The organism is Phytopseudomonas seleniipraecipitans (assembly GCF_900102335.1).
GTDB classification, from domain to species: Bacteria; Pseudomonadota; Gammaproteobacteria; order Pseudomonadales; family Pseudomonadaceae; genus Aquipseudomonas; species Aquipseudomonas seleniipraecipitans.
The window spans coordinates 12,651-27,841 of the sequence record NZ_FNBM01000004.1 but is presented as its reverse complement, the minus strand read 5'-3'; the positions used below and the strand labels follow the sequence as shown (position 1 = coordinate 27,841).

The 15,191-nt window shown below is 62.6% G+C and carries 14 protein-coding genes; 11 read left to right on the top strand and 3 right to left on the bottom strand.

Annotated elements, in window-relative coordinates; translation table 11 throughout:
- The first annotated feature begins 23 nt into the window (after positions 1 to 23).
- The 8 genes from BLS60_RS10110 (at position 24) to murB (ending at position 6,901) form a co-directional block, all read left to right on the top strand.
- Positions 24 to 2,270 carry a DNA internalization-related competence protein ComEC/Rec2 gene (locus BLS60_RS10110; RefSeq protein ID WP_092367524.1) on the top strand — a complete coding sequence of 749 codons (2,247 nt, stop codon included), beginning with the start codon at positions 24 to 26 and terminating at the stop codon, positions 2,268 to 2,270.
- Positions 2,271 to 2,342: 72 nt separating this feature from the next.
- Positions 2,343 to 2,999, top strand: a complete 657-nt coding sequence (locus BLS60_RS10105; protein WP_070882035.1) for a MotA/TolQ/ExbB proton channel family protein — start codon at positions 2,343 to 2,345, stop codon at positions 2,997 to 2,999.
- A complete protein-coding gene (locus BLS60_RS10100; RefSeq protein ID WP_070882036.1) occupies positions 2,996 to 3,424 on the top strand; it encodes an ExbD/TolR family protein in 429 nt (142 codons plus the stop codon). Before BLS60_RS10105 ends, BLS60_RS10100 begins: the two co-directional genes overlap by 4 nt.
- Positions 3,424 to 4,428 (top strand): tetraacyldisaccharide 4'-kinase, encoded by a 1,005-nt coding sequence (gene lpxK / locus BLS60_RS10095; protein ID WP_092367521.1) that lies wholly within the window; start codon positions 3,424 to 3,426, stop codon positions 4,426 to 4,428. Before BLS60_RS10100 ends, lpxK begins: the two co-directional genes overlap by 1 nt.
- A gap of 41 nt (positions 4,429 to 4,469) precedes the next feature.
- A complete protein-coding gene (locus BLS60_RS10090) occupies positions 4,470 to 4,655 on the top strand; it encodes a Trm112 family protein (protein WP_013791977.1) in 186 nt (61 codons plus the stop codon).
- A 1-nt stretch (position 4,656) separates the two neighbouring features.
- Positions 4,657 to 5,421 carry a 3-deoxy-manno-octulosonate cytidylyltransferase gene (kdsB, locus tag BLS60_RS10085; protein WP_092367518.1) on the top strand — a complete coding sequence of 255 codons (765 nt, stop codon included), beginning with the start codon at positions 4,657 to 4,659 and terminating at the stop codon, positions 5,419 to 5,421.
- The gene (locus BLS60_RS10080; RefSeq protein WP_092367515.1) at positions 5,421 to 5,885 is read left to right on the top strand and encodes a low molecular weight protein-tyrosine-phosphatase; all 465 of its coding nucleotides are present in this window, start codon (positions 5,421 to 5,423) and stop codon (positions 5,883 to 5,885) included. Before kdsB ends, BLS60_RS10080 begins: the two co-directional genes overlap by 1 nt.
- Entirely contained in the window at positions 5,882 to 6,901 is a 1,020-nt protein-coding gene (gene murB / locus BLS60_RS10075; protein ID WP_092367512.1) for a UDP-N-acetylmuramate dehydrogenase, read from the top strand. Before BLS60_RS10080 ends, murB begins: the two co-directional genes overlap by 4 nt.
- Positions 6,902 to 7,078: 177 nt before the next feature.
- Here murB and rne read toward each other — a convergent pair whose 3' ends face one another.
- Entirely contained in the window at positions 7,079 to 10,273 is a 3,195-nt protein-coding gene (gene rne / locus BLS60_RS10070) for a ribonuclease E (RefSeq protein ID WP_092367509.1), read from the bottom strand.
- Between the two features lie 746 nt (positions 10,274 to 11,019).
- On the opposite strand from rne, the gene rluC reads away from it, so the two are divergent.
- Genes rluC through sppA form a run of 3 tightly spaced genes read left to right on the top strand, consistent with a single transcriptional unit; the run spans position 11,020 to position 13,628 of the window.
- On the top strand, positions 11,020 to 11,973 hold the full coding sequence (rluC, locus tag BLS60_RS10065) for a 23S rRNA pseudouridine(955/2504/2580) synthase RluC (RefSeq protein ID WP_070883983.1): 954 nt from the start codon (positions 11,020 to 11,022) through the stop codon (positions 11,971 to 11,973).
- On the top strand, positions 11,966 to 12,661 hold the full coding sequence (locus BLS60_RS10060) for an HAD-IA family hydrolase (protein ID WP_070883982.1): 696 nt from the start codon (positions 11,966 to 11,968) through the stop codon (positions 12,659 to 12,661). Before rluC ends, BLS60_RS10060 begins: the two co-directional genes overlap by 8 nt.
- Complete coding sequence (gene sppA / locus BLS60_RS10055) at positions 12,651 to 13,628, top strand: signal peptide peptidase SppA (RefSeq protein ID WP_092367506.1); 978 nt, start codon at positions 12,651 to 12,653, stop codon at positions 13,626 to 13,628. Before BLS60_RS10060 ends, sppA begins: the two co-directional genes overlap by 11 nt.
- A gap of 112 nt (positions 13,629 to 13,740) precedes the next feature.
- Here the strand turns inward: sppA and BLS60_RS10050 are convergent, their stop codons facing one another.
- Together BLS60_RS10050 and fnr are read right to left on the bottom strand one after the other, a co-directional pair.
- On the bottom strand, positions 13,741 to 14,289 hold the full coding sequence (locus BLS60_RS10050) for an adenine phosphoribosyltransferase (RefSeq protein ID WP_092367503.1): 549 nt from the start codon (positions 14,287 to 14,289) through the stop codon (positions 13,741 to 13,743).
- A gap of 39 nt (positions 14,290 to 14,328) precedes the next feature.
- Positions 14,329 to 15,063 carry a fumarate/nitrate reduction transcriptional regulator Fnr gene (gene fnr, locus BLS60_RS10045; protein ID WP_070883979.1) on the bottom strand — a complete coding sequence of 245 codons (735 nt, stop codon included), beginning with the start codon at positions 15,061 to 15,063 and terminating at the stop codon, positions 14,329 to 14,331.
- Positions 15,064 to 15,191: the final 128 nt, after the last annotated feature.

Here is a 15,191-nt window from a genome sequence, read left to right as displayed (position 1 = left end):
GTTTCTGAGCCAGAAGGGCGCCCATGGATGGGATTCGATCAGGCAACCTGCGTAACGGGTTGCTGGGTTTGGCAGCCGGGGTATTACTGCTGCGCTTTTTGCCGCAGCTGCCGCCTGCTTCGGCACTGATGGCGCTGGGCGTTGTCGGGCTCGTGCTTGTACCGTTTCGCAGCTATCCCGTCGGCCTGTTTCTGCTGGGGTTTAGCTGGGCGTGTGTGTCGGCACAGTGGGCGTTGGATGATCGCCTCGACGCGGCACTCGACGGCCGCACACTGTGGATGCAAGGGCAGGTAGTCGGGTTGCCGGAAATGCGTGACGGCGTGGTGAGGTTCGAGCTGGCGCATGCGCAGTCGCGACGGGCTGCGCTGCCGAAGCTGCTGCGGGTTTCCTGGTATGGCGGCCCGCACGTTCGCGCTGGCGAAACCTGGCGTCTGGCCGTCAATCTGAAGCGTCCTCACGGCTTGGTCAACCCGCAGGCCTTCGACTATGAGGCCTGGCTTTTGGCCCAGCGCGTGGGCGCGGTTGGCACGGTGAAGTCGGGCCAGCGCCTGGGCGAGGCGAGCGGGTTTTCCTTCTGGCGCGATGGCCTGCGTGAGCGTCTGGTTGCTTACGATCCGCACGGCCGCGCCGGCGTTGTCGCAGCGCTGGTGCTGGGCGACGGCTCCGGTCTGTCGGCGGCGGACTGGCGTGTTTTGCAGAACACCGGCACGGTTCATCTGCTGGTGATTTCCGGAACGCACGTATCGCTGGTGGCCGGCATGCTGTACGGGTTGATCTTCTGGTTGGCGCGTCTGGGCTGGTGGCCCCAGCGTGTACCCTGGCTGCCCACGGCCTGCCTTGCGGCTTTCACTGGCGCCCTTACTTACAGCGTCATGGCCGGTTTCGACGTTCCGGTGCAGCGCGCCAGTGCCATGATCGGTCTGGTGCTGCTGTGGCGTTGGCGCTTCCGCCATCTTGGCGTGACGCTGCCGCTGTTGATGGCGCTGTCCGCCGTGCTGCTGTACGAGCCGCTGGTCGTCTTGCAGCCCGGGTTCTGGTTGTCCTTCGGGGCGGTCGGCTTGCTGATCTTGAGCTTTGCCGGCCGGCTGGGGGCCTGGCCCTGGTGGCGCACGTTGGGGCGCGCGCAGTGGACGATGGCGGTTGGTCTGGCGCCGATGCTGTTGGCGTTAGGGCTGCCGATCAGCATCAGCAGCCCGCTGGCCAATCTGCTTGCGGTTCCGTGGGTGGGGCTGGTGGCTGTGCCGTTGTCACTGGCGAGCGCCGTGCTGCTGCCAGTGCCGTGGCTCGGCGAGACGACGCAATGGCTGGCAGGTGGTGCGTTGGCCGTACTGTTTCAATTACTGGAGTGGACGGCGGCGCTGGCTCCGGCCTGGCTACCGAGTCGCTTGCCGTTCTGGGCGTGGTTGCTCGTCGCCTTGGGCGCCGTATTGATCCTGCTGCCAGGTGGCGTGCCGCTACGCGCCCTTGGGCTGTTGTTGCTGCTCCCGTTATGGTTTACCCCGACGCAGCGCCCGGCCGAGAACCGAGCAGAACTGTGGATGTTCGACGTCGGGCAGGGCCTGTCCATGCTCATACTGACGCAGCGTCATGCGTTGCTGTACGACGCTGGCGCCAAGTTCGGTGACTTCGATATCGGCGAGCGTGTGGTCATGCCATCGCTGCGCGCGCTGGATGTACGCACGCTGGACATGTTGCTGCTCAGTCACGCCGATAACGACCATTCCGGGGGCGCCGAAGCCGTATTCCGCGACCTTCCGGTCGCAGAGGTGGTGAGTGGTGATGTGCCCGGCTTGCCAGGCGTACTGCAGGCGCAGCCTTGTGACGAGCGCCAGTGGCAGTGGGACGGCGTGCAGTTCTCTACTTGGCGATGGGCTGATGCGACCGACAGCAACCAGGCCTCCTGCGTGCTGATGATCGAAGCGTCAGGTGAGCGCATGTTGCTCACCGGTGATATCGACGCACATGCCGAGCGAGCCCTCATCGACAGCGGTCGTGATCTGCGCGCGCAGTGGTTACTGGCGCCGCACCATGGCAGTCGCAGCTCCTCATCATGGGCCCTGCTAAAGGCCGTCGAGCCAAAAGCGGTGTTGTATTCGCGTGGCCGCCACAACGCTTACGGGCATCCTCATCCCGCGGTCGTCTCGCGGTACCAGGCATTCGATACCCGTGCCTACGACAGCGTCAAGACCGGCGCACTGCGTATTGACCTCGGTTCGTTCGATGAGCCTCAGGCATTGCGTGAAATACCGCGTTTCTGGCGGGAAAAATGAGAACCGCAGCCGTCGGCGGCATCACGACCCTATGCTAGAGTGGCGCCACTTTTGCGAAGGGGATCTGCCACCGTGTGGGAACTGGTTATAGCTGGCGGCTGGGTGATGCTGCCGATCATTCTGTGTTCAATCGCCGCTCTGGGCATTATCGCTGAGCGGCTTTGGACGTTGCGTGTCAGCCGGGTCACGCCCCCCAACCTGCTCGGGCAGGTGTGGCGCTGGATCAAGGACAAGCAGCTCAACAACCAGAAGCTCAAGGAACTGCGTGCCGATTCGCCGTTGGGAGAAATCCTCGCCGCAGGCCTGGCCAATTCCAAGCACGGCCGTGAGGTGATGAAGGAGTGCATCGAGGAGGCGGCCGCCCGTGTGGTGCACGAGATGGAGCGTTATCTGAATGCGCTGGGCACCATCGCCGGGATCACGCCGCTGCTCGGTTTGCTCGGCACGGTGATCGCCATGATCGATATCTTCGGCTCGTTCATGGGGGGCAGCACGGCCAATCCGGCTTTGCTGGCTGGTGGTATTTCCAAGGCGCTGGTCACTACAGCCTCAGGCCTGATCGTGGCCATTCCGGCGCTGTTCTTCCATCGCTTTCTGCAGCGCCGTGTCGACGAGCTGGTGGTCGGCATGGAGCAGGAAGCGATCAAGCTGGTGGAGATGGTGCAGGGCGAGCGTGACGTCGACCTGGCCGAGGAGCCCAAGCCGGCCAAGGGGAGCAAGAAGGCGTGAAGTTCAAACGTAGACGGCGCGAGCAGGTCGAGATCAATCTCGCCTCGCTGATCGACGTGGTATTCATCCTCCTGCTGTTCTTCGTGGTGACCACCACCTTCACCCGTGAAACGCGCATGCAGGTCGACCTGCCTGAGGCTGCCAGCGGTACGCCGCCAGAGCAGAGTGAGCTGACGCAGCTGGAGGTGGTGATCGCTGCCGACGGCGGTTTCTCGCTGAATGGCCAGGCACTGATCAAGAATGATCTGGATAACCTGATGGCCGCGTTGCAGAAGGAATCCGGCGGCGACAACAGCTTGCCGCTGACCATCAGCGCCGATGCCAAGACGGCTCACCAGTCGGTGGTTACCGCCATGGATGCGGCCGGTAAACTTGGCTTCTCGCACCTGCGCATCACCACCGTCGAGACCCAGGCCGCGCCCTGATGGCGAGCTTTTCCGATCGCCTAGTGAGGGCGTGGTACCAAGGCCATCCGGCGCTGGCGCTATTGCGTCCGCTGGAGGCCTTGTACCGGGGCGTTGTGCAGCGCAAGCGCGCGCGCTTTCTCGCTGGCGAAGGGGATATCTATCGCGCGGCTGTTCCGCTGATCGTGGTCGGCAACGTCACTGTTGGCGGTACCGGTAAAACCCCGCTGATTCTTTGGCTGGTCGAGCAGTGCCAGGCCCGCGGCCTGCGCGTTGGCGTGATCAGCCGCGGTTACGGTGCCAAGCCGCCGAGTCTGCCTTGGCGAGTTCGTGCCGAGCAGAGTGCAGAGCATGCCGGCGATGAGCCGTTGCTCATCGTTCAGCGCAGTGGCGTGCCACTGATGATCGATCCAGATCGCAGCCGGGCCGCTCGCGCGTTACTGGCCGAGGAACCGCTGGATCTATTGCTCAGCGATGACGGCTTGCAGCATTACCGCCTGGCGCGTGATGTGGAGCTGGTGCTTATCGATGGCGCACGTGGTCTGGGCAACGGCCGTTGTCTGCCCGCCGGGCCGCTGCGCGAACCGGCCGAGCGGCTGCAGAGTGTGGATGCCTGCCTTTACAACGGCGCATCGCACGATCCGCAGGGCGGTTATGCTTTTACTCTGGTGCCCAGCGCCCTGATCAACCTGCGCAGTGGTGAGCGTCGTCCGCTCGATCACTTTGCCCCCGGTCAGGCCGTGCACGCGGTGGCCGGCATCGGCAACCCGCAGCGTTTCTTCACAACCCTTGAGGCGCTACACTGGCGGCCTGTTGCGCATGCCTTCGCCGACCATGCTGCCTACAGCGCCGAGCTGCTGAGTTTCTTGCCGGCGCTGCCGTTGGTGATGACGGAGAAGGATGCGGTGAAATGCCGGGCTTTCGCAGGCGACGACTGGTGGTATCTGGCCGTCGACGCGCAGCCCTCGGCGGCGTTCCGCGCGTGGTTCGACGCGCGGCTGGATCGCCTGCTCGGCGAGCAGTAACGGCGTCGCGCGCTCACTCCTCTAGCTCTCAAGGATTACCCATGGACCCGAAACTGCTCGATATCCTGGCCTGCCCGATCACCAAGGGCCCGCTCAAGCTCAGCCAGGACAAGACCGAACTGATCAGTAAAGGTGCTGGCGTGGCCTATCCGATCCGCGATGGCATTCCGGTCATGCTGGAAAGCGAAGCCCGCACCCTCAACGATGACGAACGCCTGGACAAGTAAGATGAGCAACGCCTTTACCGTGGTGATTCCGGCGCGTTATGCGTCCACCCGCCTGCCGGGCAAGCCGTTGCAGGATATCGCCGGCAAGCCGATGATCCAGCATGTCTGGGAGCAGGCCTGCAAGAGCAGTGCAGGGCAGGTGGTGGTCGCCACCGACGACGCGCGCATCGTCGAAGCCTGTCAGGGCTTCGGCGCGCAGGTGATACTGACTCGCGCCGATCATAATTCCGGCACCGACCGTTTGGCTGAAGTGGCGGCTGCATTGGGGTTGGCGGCTGATGCCATTGTGGTCAACGTGCAAGGTGACGAGCCGCTGGTGCCGCCCGCGATCATTGATCAGGTCGCCGCCAACCTCGCGGCCAATCCGCAGGCCGCCATCGCCACCCTGGCCGAGCCGATCAGCGATGTTGCCGCCTTGTTCAATCCCAATGTGGTCAAGGTCGCTACCGACCGCAACGGCCTGGCGCTGACCTTCAGCCGCGCGCCGCTGCCCTGGGCGCGTGATGCCTTTGCCGCTGATCGCGATAGCTTGCCTGCTGATGTTCCTTATCGCCGACACATCGGCATCTATGCCTACCGCGCCGGCTTCCTTCAGGACTTCGTCGCCTGGGGCCCATGCTGGCTGGAAAATACCGAGTGCCTGGAACAACTGCGAGCACTCTGGCACGGCGTGCGCATTCACGTCGCCGATGCCTTGGAAGCGCCACCCGCCGGTGTCGATACCCAGGAAGACCTCGATCGCGTCCGCCGATTGCTGGGCGCCTGATGCGCGTCCTGTTCGTTTGTCTGGGTAATATCTGCCGATCCCCCACCGCCGAAGCGGTGTTCCGCCAGCGCCTGCAACAGGCAGGCCTGGCGGAACGCATCGACGTGGATTCTGCCGGTACAGGCGACTGGCACGTCGGCAAAGCGCCGGATTCGCGTACGCAAGAAGTGGCCAGTCGGCGCGGCTATGACTTGTCGAACCTGCGCGGTCGCCAGGTATCCCCGGATGACTTCGCTCGTTTTGACTTGGTGCTGGCCATGGATGTCGCCAATCTGCGCGACCTGCAGCGCATGCGTCCGGCTCAGGCGCGCGGCGAACTGGATCTGTATCTGCGCCGTTACCAACTGGCGGTGGATGAGGTGCCCGACCCGTACTACGGCGGCAATGAAGGCTTCGAGCACGTGCTGGATCTGCTCGAAGCGGCCAGCGATGCGCTGCTTATCGAACTCAAGGGGCGTCTATGACCTTGGTGGTGCAGTCTGCCGTGTCGCTCAGGGCCTACAATACCTTTGGCGTCGACGTGGCCGCCCGCTATTGGGCCGAGGCCTCTGACGATGCCCAGGTACGCCAGGCGCTGGACGCCGCGCGGGACCGGCAGGTGCCGCTGCTGGTGCTCGGGGGCGGCAGCAACCTGCTGCTGACCGCCAACGTCGAGGCACTGGTGCTGCGCATGGCCAGCCGTGGCATTCGCGTCGTCGCCGATGACGGCCAGCGCGTAGAGATCGAAGCCGAGGCGGGCGAGCCCTGGCACGGTTTCGTACTGTGGACGCTGCAGCAGGGTTTCGCAGGTCTGGAAAACCTCAGCCTGATTCCGGGCACGGTCGGCGCTTCGCCGGTGCAGAACATCGGTGCCTACGGCGTCGAACTGAAGGACTGTTTCCTTGGCCTGACGGCGCTTGACCGGCGAAGCGGCGAGATCCGCGAGTTCGATCTTCAGGATTGCGCCTTTGCCTACCGCGACAGCCGCTTCAAGCGGGAGAGCGGCCGCTGGATCATTCTGCGTGTGCGCTTTGCTCTGGAGCGCAATGCGAGCCTGCATCTTGATTATGGCCCGGTGCACCAGCGCCTGGCCGAGCAGGGTATCGAGGCGCCGAGCGCCAGCGATGTCAGCCGGGCCATCTGCGCCATTCGCAGCGAGAAGCTGCCCGACCCCGCCGTACTTGGCAATGCTGGCAGCTTTTTCAAGAATCCGCTGGTGCCGGCTGAGCTGGCGCAGCGGTTGCAGCAACAGCATGTGGATCTGGTTGCCTATCCTCAGGCCGATGGTCAGGTGAAGCTGGCGGCCGGCTGGCTGATCGAGAAGGCCGGCTGGAAAGGCTTCCGTGACGGCGATGCAGGCGTTCATCGCCTGCAGGCGCTGGTGCTGGTCAACTATGGGCATGCCACCGGGCAGCAACTGCTCGGGCTGGCGCAGCGCATTCAGGCGGATATCGCAGAGCGCTTTGGCGTGAGCCTGGAGATCGAGCCGAACGTGCTCTGATCGACGTCCAGGTGCACTTCGCCGAGTGGCGAGGTGCACCGGTTCCTTTTCTCCTTTGATCCATTCCTGGGCTGCCGATGTCGCGTGCGCCGGCCAACGGCGGTCATGCTCAAACCTAAATGCCAGCCACAAAAAAGGGGATGCCGAAGCATCCCCTTTTCTTTGCCGCGTTACCTATCAGGCTTGCGGCTTGCGCTCGTCCTGATCCTGCTGGGCGCTTTCGTCTAGCGGAGTGACGATCACGTCAGCGGGCTGGACCGGCTCGACCGGCGCGTTGGCCTGTTGAGTGTCGACCACGGTATCGCTTTCCACTGCTGGAGCAGCTTCCACAGCCGGAGCAGCTTCGACGACAGCAACAGCTGGAGCAGTCTTGGCAGCCTCAGCAGCTTCACGGGCCAGACGCTCTTCTTCACGCTTGCGGCGACGCACTTCACGCGGGTCGTTCGGTGCGCGGCCATTGCTGGTCACTGCTGCCGCAGGTGCTGCCGGCTCTTCGGCTACCGGTGCTTCCACTACCGCTTCCGGGGCTGCCGGAGCAGTCTCGAAGGTGGTTTCAGCAACTGGCGCTTCGATGATCGGCGTTTCAGCAACCGCTGCTTCAACGGCCGCTTCACGCACCGGCTCGGCATCCGCAGGGGCGACCTGTGGCTCGGCTTCGAACGAGGTGGCCGAAGCACGTGGTTGCTCGATTTCCGGCAGAGGCTCAATCACTGCATCAGCACGTTCGGCCACTGTTTCAGCTGGCACTTCGGCTGGCGCAGGAGCTGCGTCGGCGAATTCGATGGCTGCTTGCGCTGGCTGCTCGACCTCGGCCGTTGCCTGTGCTTCCTGAGTCGCAGCAGGGGCTGCGATTTCAGTAGGGGCAGGAGTGCTAGCTTCCTGAGCGACAAGCTGCTGTTCGGCAGGCTGCTCGGTTTCCGCGATTACAGCGGCTACGGTGGCGGCGGCTGCGATACGGGCGCCGTCTACCGGCTCCTCGTTGCTGTCGTCACTGCTTTCGCTGCCTTCGATCAGGTTGCCATCGGCATCACGCTGACGCTCGCGACGGTTGCTGCGGCGACGCTGACCACGGGAGCGGCGACGTGGGCGTTCGCTGCCCTCGGTGCCGTCCTGATCGTCGTCCTGCTGCTCGTCGTTGTTCAGCACTTCCTCTTCAGCGCTATCGGCCTGAGCCTGCTCAGCGCGCGGTTGACGCTCTTCACGCGGCTGGCGTGGCTGACGCGGTTCACGCTGTGGGCGTTCTGCACGTGCTTCTTCACCAGCGGTTTCGTTCTGCGGCTCGGCATCAAGCGGGGCACGCAGTTCACGCGGCTGACGCTCTTCACGCGGGCGACGCTCACGACGGTTTTCCTGGCCTTCGCGCGGCGGACGGGACTGACGCACTTCCTGCGGTTCACGCACTTCCACGTTCTCACGCGGCTGGCGCTCTTCACGCGGGGCACGCGGCTGACGTTCTTCGCGCGGTGCGCGCTCTTCACGCGGCGCACGTTCCTCGCGCGGGGCGCGGTCTTCACGTGGGGCTCGTTCTTCGCGCGGCTTGCGCTCTTCGTCACGGCGGCTGCCGCGGTTGCGGTTCTGCTGGCGGCCGTTGCGACGCTCGTCACCACGCGGCTGACGCTCGCCTGGCTTCTTCTCGACGACGGTTGGTTTCTGCGGCTCTTCGGCGCTGGCGAACAAGCCCACCAAGGACTTCACCAGACCTTTGAACAGACCGGTTTGCGGTGCGGCAGCAACCGGAGTCGCCGGGGCGGCAACGGCCACTTCCGGAGCTGGTGCGCTGCGCGGCGGGGCGGCCTTGATCGCGGCTTCCTGGCGAACCAAGGTGCGAGTGGCGGCAGCCGGTTTCTCTTCCTCGACCTCGACCGTGGCCATCTCGTAGCTGGTCTGGGTGCTCTGGGCTTCCGGGCTGTCATCACGGATACGCTGCACTTCGAAGTGCGGTGTTTCCAGGTGATCGTTCGGCAGGATGACAATGCGTGCACGGGTGCGCAGTTCGATCTTGGTGATCGAGTTGCGCTTCTCGTTGAGCAGGAAAGCAGCGACCGGGATTGGCACCTGGGCGCGAACCTCGGCGGTGCGGTCCTTCAGGGCTTCTTCTTCGATCAGGCGCAGAATGGCCAGGGACAGCGATTCGACGTCACGGATGATGCCTTGGCCGTTGCAGCGCGGGCAGACGATGCCGCTGCTTTCGCCCAGAGAGGGGCGCAGGCGCTGACGGGACATTTCCAGCAGGCCGAAGCGCGAGATGCGACCAACCTGTACACGGGCGCGGTCGGCTTCCAGTGCTTCACGTACTTTCTCTTCGACGGCGCGCTGGTTTTTGGCCGGCGTCATGTCGATGAAGTCGATGACGATCAGGCCGCCGATGTCGCGCAGGCGCAGCTGGCGGGCGATTTCTTCGGCGGCTTCCAGGTTGGTCTGCAGCGCGGTTTCTTCGATGTCGCTGCCTTTGGTGGCGCGCGCCGAGTTGATGTCGATGGACACCAGTGCTTCGGTCGGATCGATATAGATCGAACCACCGGACGGCAACTTCACTTCACGCTGGAAGGCGGTTTCGATCTGGCTTTCGATCTGGAAGCGATTGAACAGCGGCACGCTGTCTTCGTACAGCTTGATCTTGCTGGCGTACTGCGGCATCACCTGGCGGATGAAGGTCAGGGCTTCTTCCTGGGCTTCGACGCTATCGACAAGTACTTCGCCGATGTCCTGGCGCAGGTAGTCGCGGATGGCGCGGATGATGACGTTGCTTTCCTGATAGATCAGGAATGGGGCAGGGCGATCCAGCGAGGCTTCCTTGATGGCGCTCCACAGTTGCAGCAGGTAGTCGAGATCCCACTGCATTTCTTCGCTGCTGCGGCCCAAACCGGCGGTGCGTACGATCAAGCCCATATCGTTGGGAATGTCGAGGCCGTTGAGGGCTTCGCGCAGTTCGTTGCGCTCTTCACCTTCGATGCGGCGGCTGATGCCACCAGCACGCGGGTTGTTAGGCATCAGAACCAGATAGCGGCCGGCGAGGCTGATGAAGGTGGTCAGGGCTGCGCCCTTGTTGCCACGCTCTTCTTTCTCGACCTGAACGATGACTTCCTGGCCTTCCTTGAGCACGTCCTTGATGTTGACGCGGCCTTCGGGGGCCTTGCTGAAGTATTCGCGGGAGATTTCTTTGAGGGGGAGGAAGCCGTGACGCTCGGAGCCGAAGTCGACGAATGCGGCTTCAAGGCTTGGTTCTACGCGGGTAATACGCCCTTTGTAGATGTTGGATTTCTTCTGTACACGGGCACCTGACTCGATGTCCAGGTCGTACAGGCGCTGGCCATCTACCAGCGCAACACGCAACTCTTCAGGTTGAGTCGCGTTAATCAGCATTCTTTTCATGTGGTACCAATGGTTTCCGGTGCTGCCGGAAGCCGCGTTAGGCACACACGACGCTCAGGGTCGGTGTCAGGCGCGTCAGAAACGGGCGTAAATCGTTTCATTGTCGAGCGGCAGCAGCCAGTTGTGCTGGGCCGCGACGGACGTCTCCTGCTCGCTGTATATGACAGAAAGCACTCAGAACAGGCTTGTAGTCCGCTGCACATTGGCCGCACTGCGTCATTAAAACGGGCTGGGAGCTGGCTTACCGCGGTAAGCGTTGCTTCCTGCTCGTAGTGTCCAGCCGGAGGCTGTAACTGACGTAGCGCCTTGCATGGCTCTAGCTCGCGAGACCGTAAGTACGTTCTCAGTCAGGAGGAGGAATCAAGGGTCGGTAGCGGACGAGATAAAGCGTCTTGGTTAAAGCTGTTTGCTACGCAGGCCGACCGTTGTGCATCTCCACCCTACACGTATCGCTGAAAATCGGGTGCCGCTCACGAAATCCGCAGCGGGTTGGCATTTACCGCAACCGTCCATGTGGGCAGGTTACGCATCTGTGTCTCAGGCCTTATTTCCGAGTTTCTCGAGCAGCCTTGGTGGCCTATCGCTCTATGAGGAACCCGTCGGACGGCCTTACGTCCTGAAAGGGTTGCTTGATTCACGATGGCGGTTTGGCAACATCCGTGAATCAGGCCGCTTTTGGCGGCATTCGCGACTATAGCAGCAATGATTAAGTGCTTCAAATCCATAAAAATTGTATCATCTCGACCATGACGACACCCACTACTCCAACCTCCGGCGTCCAGCTGCTTGAGGTCGCGCCTGAACTCGCGGGTCAGCGCATCGACAACTTCCTTCGCACCCAGCTCAAGGGTGTGCCCAAGACTTTGATCTACCGCATCCTGCGCAAGGGTGAGGTGCGGGTCAATAAAGGCAGGATCAAGCCCGAGTACAAGCTGCAGCCCGGTGACATCGTGCGTGTACCGCCGCTGCGCCTGGCCGAGCGTGACGAGCCTGAGCCCCTGGCTCAAGGCCTGTTACAACGCCTGGAAGCAGCCATCGTGTATGAAGACAAGGCGCTGATCGTGCTTAACAAGCCGGCTGGCATCGCCGTGCACGGTGGCAGCGGCCTGAACTACGGCGTGATCGAAGCCTTTCGCCAGCTGCGCCCGGATGCCAAGGATCTGGAGTTGGTGCACCGCCTCGACCGCGACACGTCCGGCCTGCTGATGATCGCCAAGAAGCGCAGCATGCTGCGTCATCTGCATGAGCAGTTACGAGGCGATGGCGTCGATAAGCGCTACATGGCGCTGGTGCGCGGCCATTGGGCGACTGCCAAGAAGCAGATCAATGCGCCGCTGCTCAAGAGCAACCTGCGCTCGGGCGAGCGCATGGTCGAGGTGAATTCCGAAGGCAAGGAGGCGCTGACCCTCTTCCGCGTGCTGCGCCGTTTCGGTGAGTTCGCGACCCTCGTCGAGGCTAAGCCGGTTACTGGGCGAACGCACCAGATTCGTGTGCATGCCCAGTACGGCGGTCACTGCATCGCGGGTGACAGCAAGTACGGCGATGACGACTTCAGTCGCGAGATTCGCGAGTTGGGTGGCAAGCGCCTGTTCCTGCATGCCTATGAGCTGAATATCCCGCTGCCCGAAGGCGGCGTGCTGAAGTTGGAGGCGCCCGTCGACGAGATGTGGGCGCGCACCGTGGAGCGCCTGAGTGCCTGATTACAAACTTCTGATCTTCGATTGGGACGGCACGCTGGTCGACTCGATCGGCCGCATCGTCGCCGCCATGCACCAGGCAGCGGAACAGTGCGGTATGCCGCGCCTGGACGATGAAACGGTCAAGGGCATCATCGGCCTGGCGATGCCGGAAGCGATCGCCACGCTGTACCCGGAACTCGTCGAGGCCGGGCACGTCGAACGCTTCCATGCCTGCTACAGCGACTGCTACGTAGCCATTGATCGCATCCCGTCGGCGTTTTTCCCTGGCGTGGAGCAGAGCCTGGCAGCGTTGCGTGAGCAGGGCTATCAGTTGGCTGTGGCTACCGGCAAGAGTCGTCGTGGCTTGCAGCGGATTCTCGATGCGCTCGGCTGGCAGGACTATTTCGATATCACACGCTGCGCCGATGAAACGGCGAGCAAGCCGGACCCCAGGATGCTCCATGAGATTCTTGAGCATTGCGGCGTACCTGCCAGCCAGGCGCTGATGATCGGTGATGCGTCATTTGATCTACTGATGGCGCAACGTGCGGGTATGGATGCGGTCGCAGTAGGCTACGGTGCGCAGACGCTGGCGGCGTTGAGCGCCTACGAGCCGAAGCTGTCGATCAACCATTTTATGGAACTGAGTGCCTGGCTGAACCAGACGGTCGCCGAGTCCCGAACCGAGGAGATTGAGCATGTGGGGTGACAGAAAGACGCCGACGGTCTCCGAGAGCGATCCGAAGAGCTGGAAGCTGCTTGAAAAGACCTTGCTGGCCAGTGTGCATGAACAGCGTCGTTCGCGCCGCTGGGGGATTTTCTTCAAATTGCTGACCTTCATTTACCTGTTTGGCGCGCTGGCGTTGTTCTCGCCGTTGCTCAACCTGCAGAAGGGCGCCACCAGCACGGCGCACACCGCAGTGATTGAGGTGCGCGGCATGATCGCCGACAAGGAAGCGGCCAGCGCCGACAACATCGTTGGCAGCCTGCGTGCGGCGTTCAAGGACTCCAACACCAAGGGCATCATCCTGCGCATCAACAGCCCAGGCGGCAGCCCGGTGCAGTCTGGCTATATCTATGACGAAATTGGACGCCTGCGTGGCGAGCACCCGGACATCAAGGTCTACGCAGTGATTTCCGACCTGGGCGCTTCGGGTGCCTATTACATCGCCAGTGCTGCCGACCAGATCTACGCCGACAAGGCCAGCTTGGTTGGCTCCATCGGCGTGACGGCGGCCAGTTTCGGTTTTACCGGGCTGATGGACAAGCTGGGTGTCGACCGCCGCGTGTACACCTCGGGCGAACACAAGGCGTTCCTCGATCCGTTCCAGCCACAGAAGCCTGAAGAAGCGGCGTTCTGGAAGACCGTGCTGGAAACCACTCACAAACAGTTCATCGACAGCGTGAAGAAAGGCCGCGGCGACCGCCTCAAGGATGCCGAGCATCCCGAGTTGTTCTCCGGTCTGATCTGGTCCGGCGAGCAGGCGCTGCAACTGGGCCTGATCGATGCGCTGGGCAACACCAGCTCGGTGGCCCGTGACGTGATTGGCCAGGAAGAACTGGTCGACTTCACCGTGCAGGAAAGCCCGCTGGACCGCTTCACTAAGAAGCTCGGCACCAGCGTGGCGGAGCACCTGGCACTGTGGATGGGCTTCCAGGGCCCGGCGCTGCGTTAATCACACGGCGCGCAATAAAAAGCCCCGGCCATGTGCCGGGGCTTTTTATTGTGCGATGACTGCTAATCAGGTGGACGGATGAAGCGTCAACTACACGCCTCGGTCCATGCTCTTAGCGTTCGTCGAGTGCGAAAGCGGTCAGGCTATAGGTGGGGATACCCATGTCCTGCAGTCGGCGTGAGCCGCCCAGCTCCGGCAGGTCGATGATCGCCGCTGCTTCGTGAATGCCAGCGCCCATGCGCTTGACCAGTTGCACGGCGGCGAGCAGGGTGCCGCCAGTGGCGATCAGGTCATCGACGATCAATACGCTGTCGCCTTCGCAAAGGCTGTCGGCATGCACTTCCAGGAAGGCTTCGCCGTATTCGGTCTGGTAAGCCTGGCTGATTACGTCGGCCGGCAGCTTGCCTTGTTTGCGGAACAGCACCAGCGGTTTGTTCAGCTCATAGGCGATGATCGAGCCGATCAGGAAGCCTCGTGCGTCCATGGCGCCGACGTGGCTGAAATCGGCCTCGACGTAGCGTTGGATCAGGCTGTCGATGACCATGCGCAGTGCACGCGGCGACTGGAACAATGGCGTGATATCGCGGAACACCACGCCCGGTTTTGGAAAGTCGTTAACCGGGCGGATGAGGGTCTTGATGCTGAATTCGTCGAAAATCATCGGTAATCCTTGAAACGGTCTCTTGAGCTTAAAGCTCCATCAGCCGTTAAGGTTACCACCGGCCAGGGCACAGAGCTCGATTGGGTCGAGAATATGCACTTCCTTGCCTTCGGCTTCGAGCAGCTTGCTCTGCTGGAAGCGTGTGAACACCCGCGACACGGTTTCCACTGCCAGGCCAAGGTGATTGCCGATTTCGTTGCGTGACATCGCCAGGCGGAATTGGTTGGCCGAAAAGCCCCTGGCACTGAAGCGCGCGGACAGGTTGACCAGGAAGGTGGCGATGCGCTCGTCGGCAGTTTTCTTCGACAGCAGCAGCATCATTTGCTGATCATCGCGAATCTCGCGGCTCATCACGCGCATCAACTGGCGGCGCAGCTGCGGCAGGCTTACCGACAGCTCATCGAGGCGCTCGAAGGGAATTTCACACACCGAGGTGGTTTCCAGCGCTTGGGCCGACACCGGATACAGTTCGGTGTCCATGCCGGACAGGCCGACCAGTTCGCTGGGCAGATGAAAGCCGGTGATTTGTTCTTCACCCGCATCGCTCAGCCCGAAGGTCTTCAGCGCACCGGAGCGCACCGCGAATACCGAGCTGAAGGCATCACCTTGGCGGAACAGAAATTCGCCCTTTTTCAGCGGGCGGCCACGCTTGACGATGTCGTCGAGCGCGTCCATGTCCTTAAGGTCTAGCGAGAGAGGCAGGCAGAGACTGGCGAGGCTGCAATCCTTGCAGTGGGCCTGATGAGGGGTGCGCAGCTTGATGCTTTCGGACATCGGCAGTGTTCCTAACGGGTAAACACACAGAAGTCGTAAGGGTACCGCGCCAGAGGGGCGCGCGGCCAGCGCATGCGGTGCGCTCAAGTGTCGCTGCACGAGGCCGATAACCGGTAATGATCGGCTTT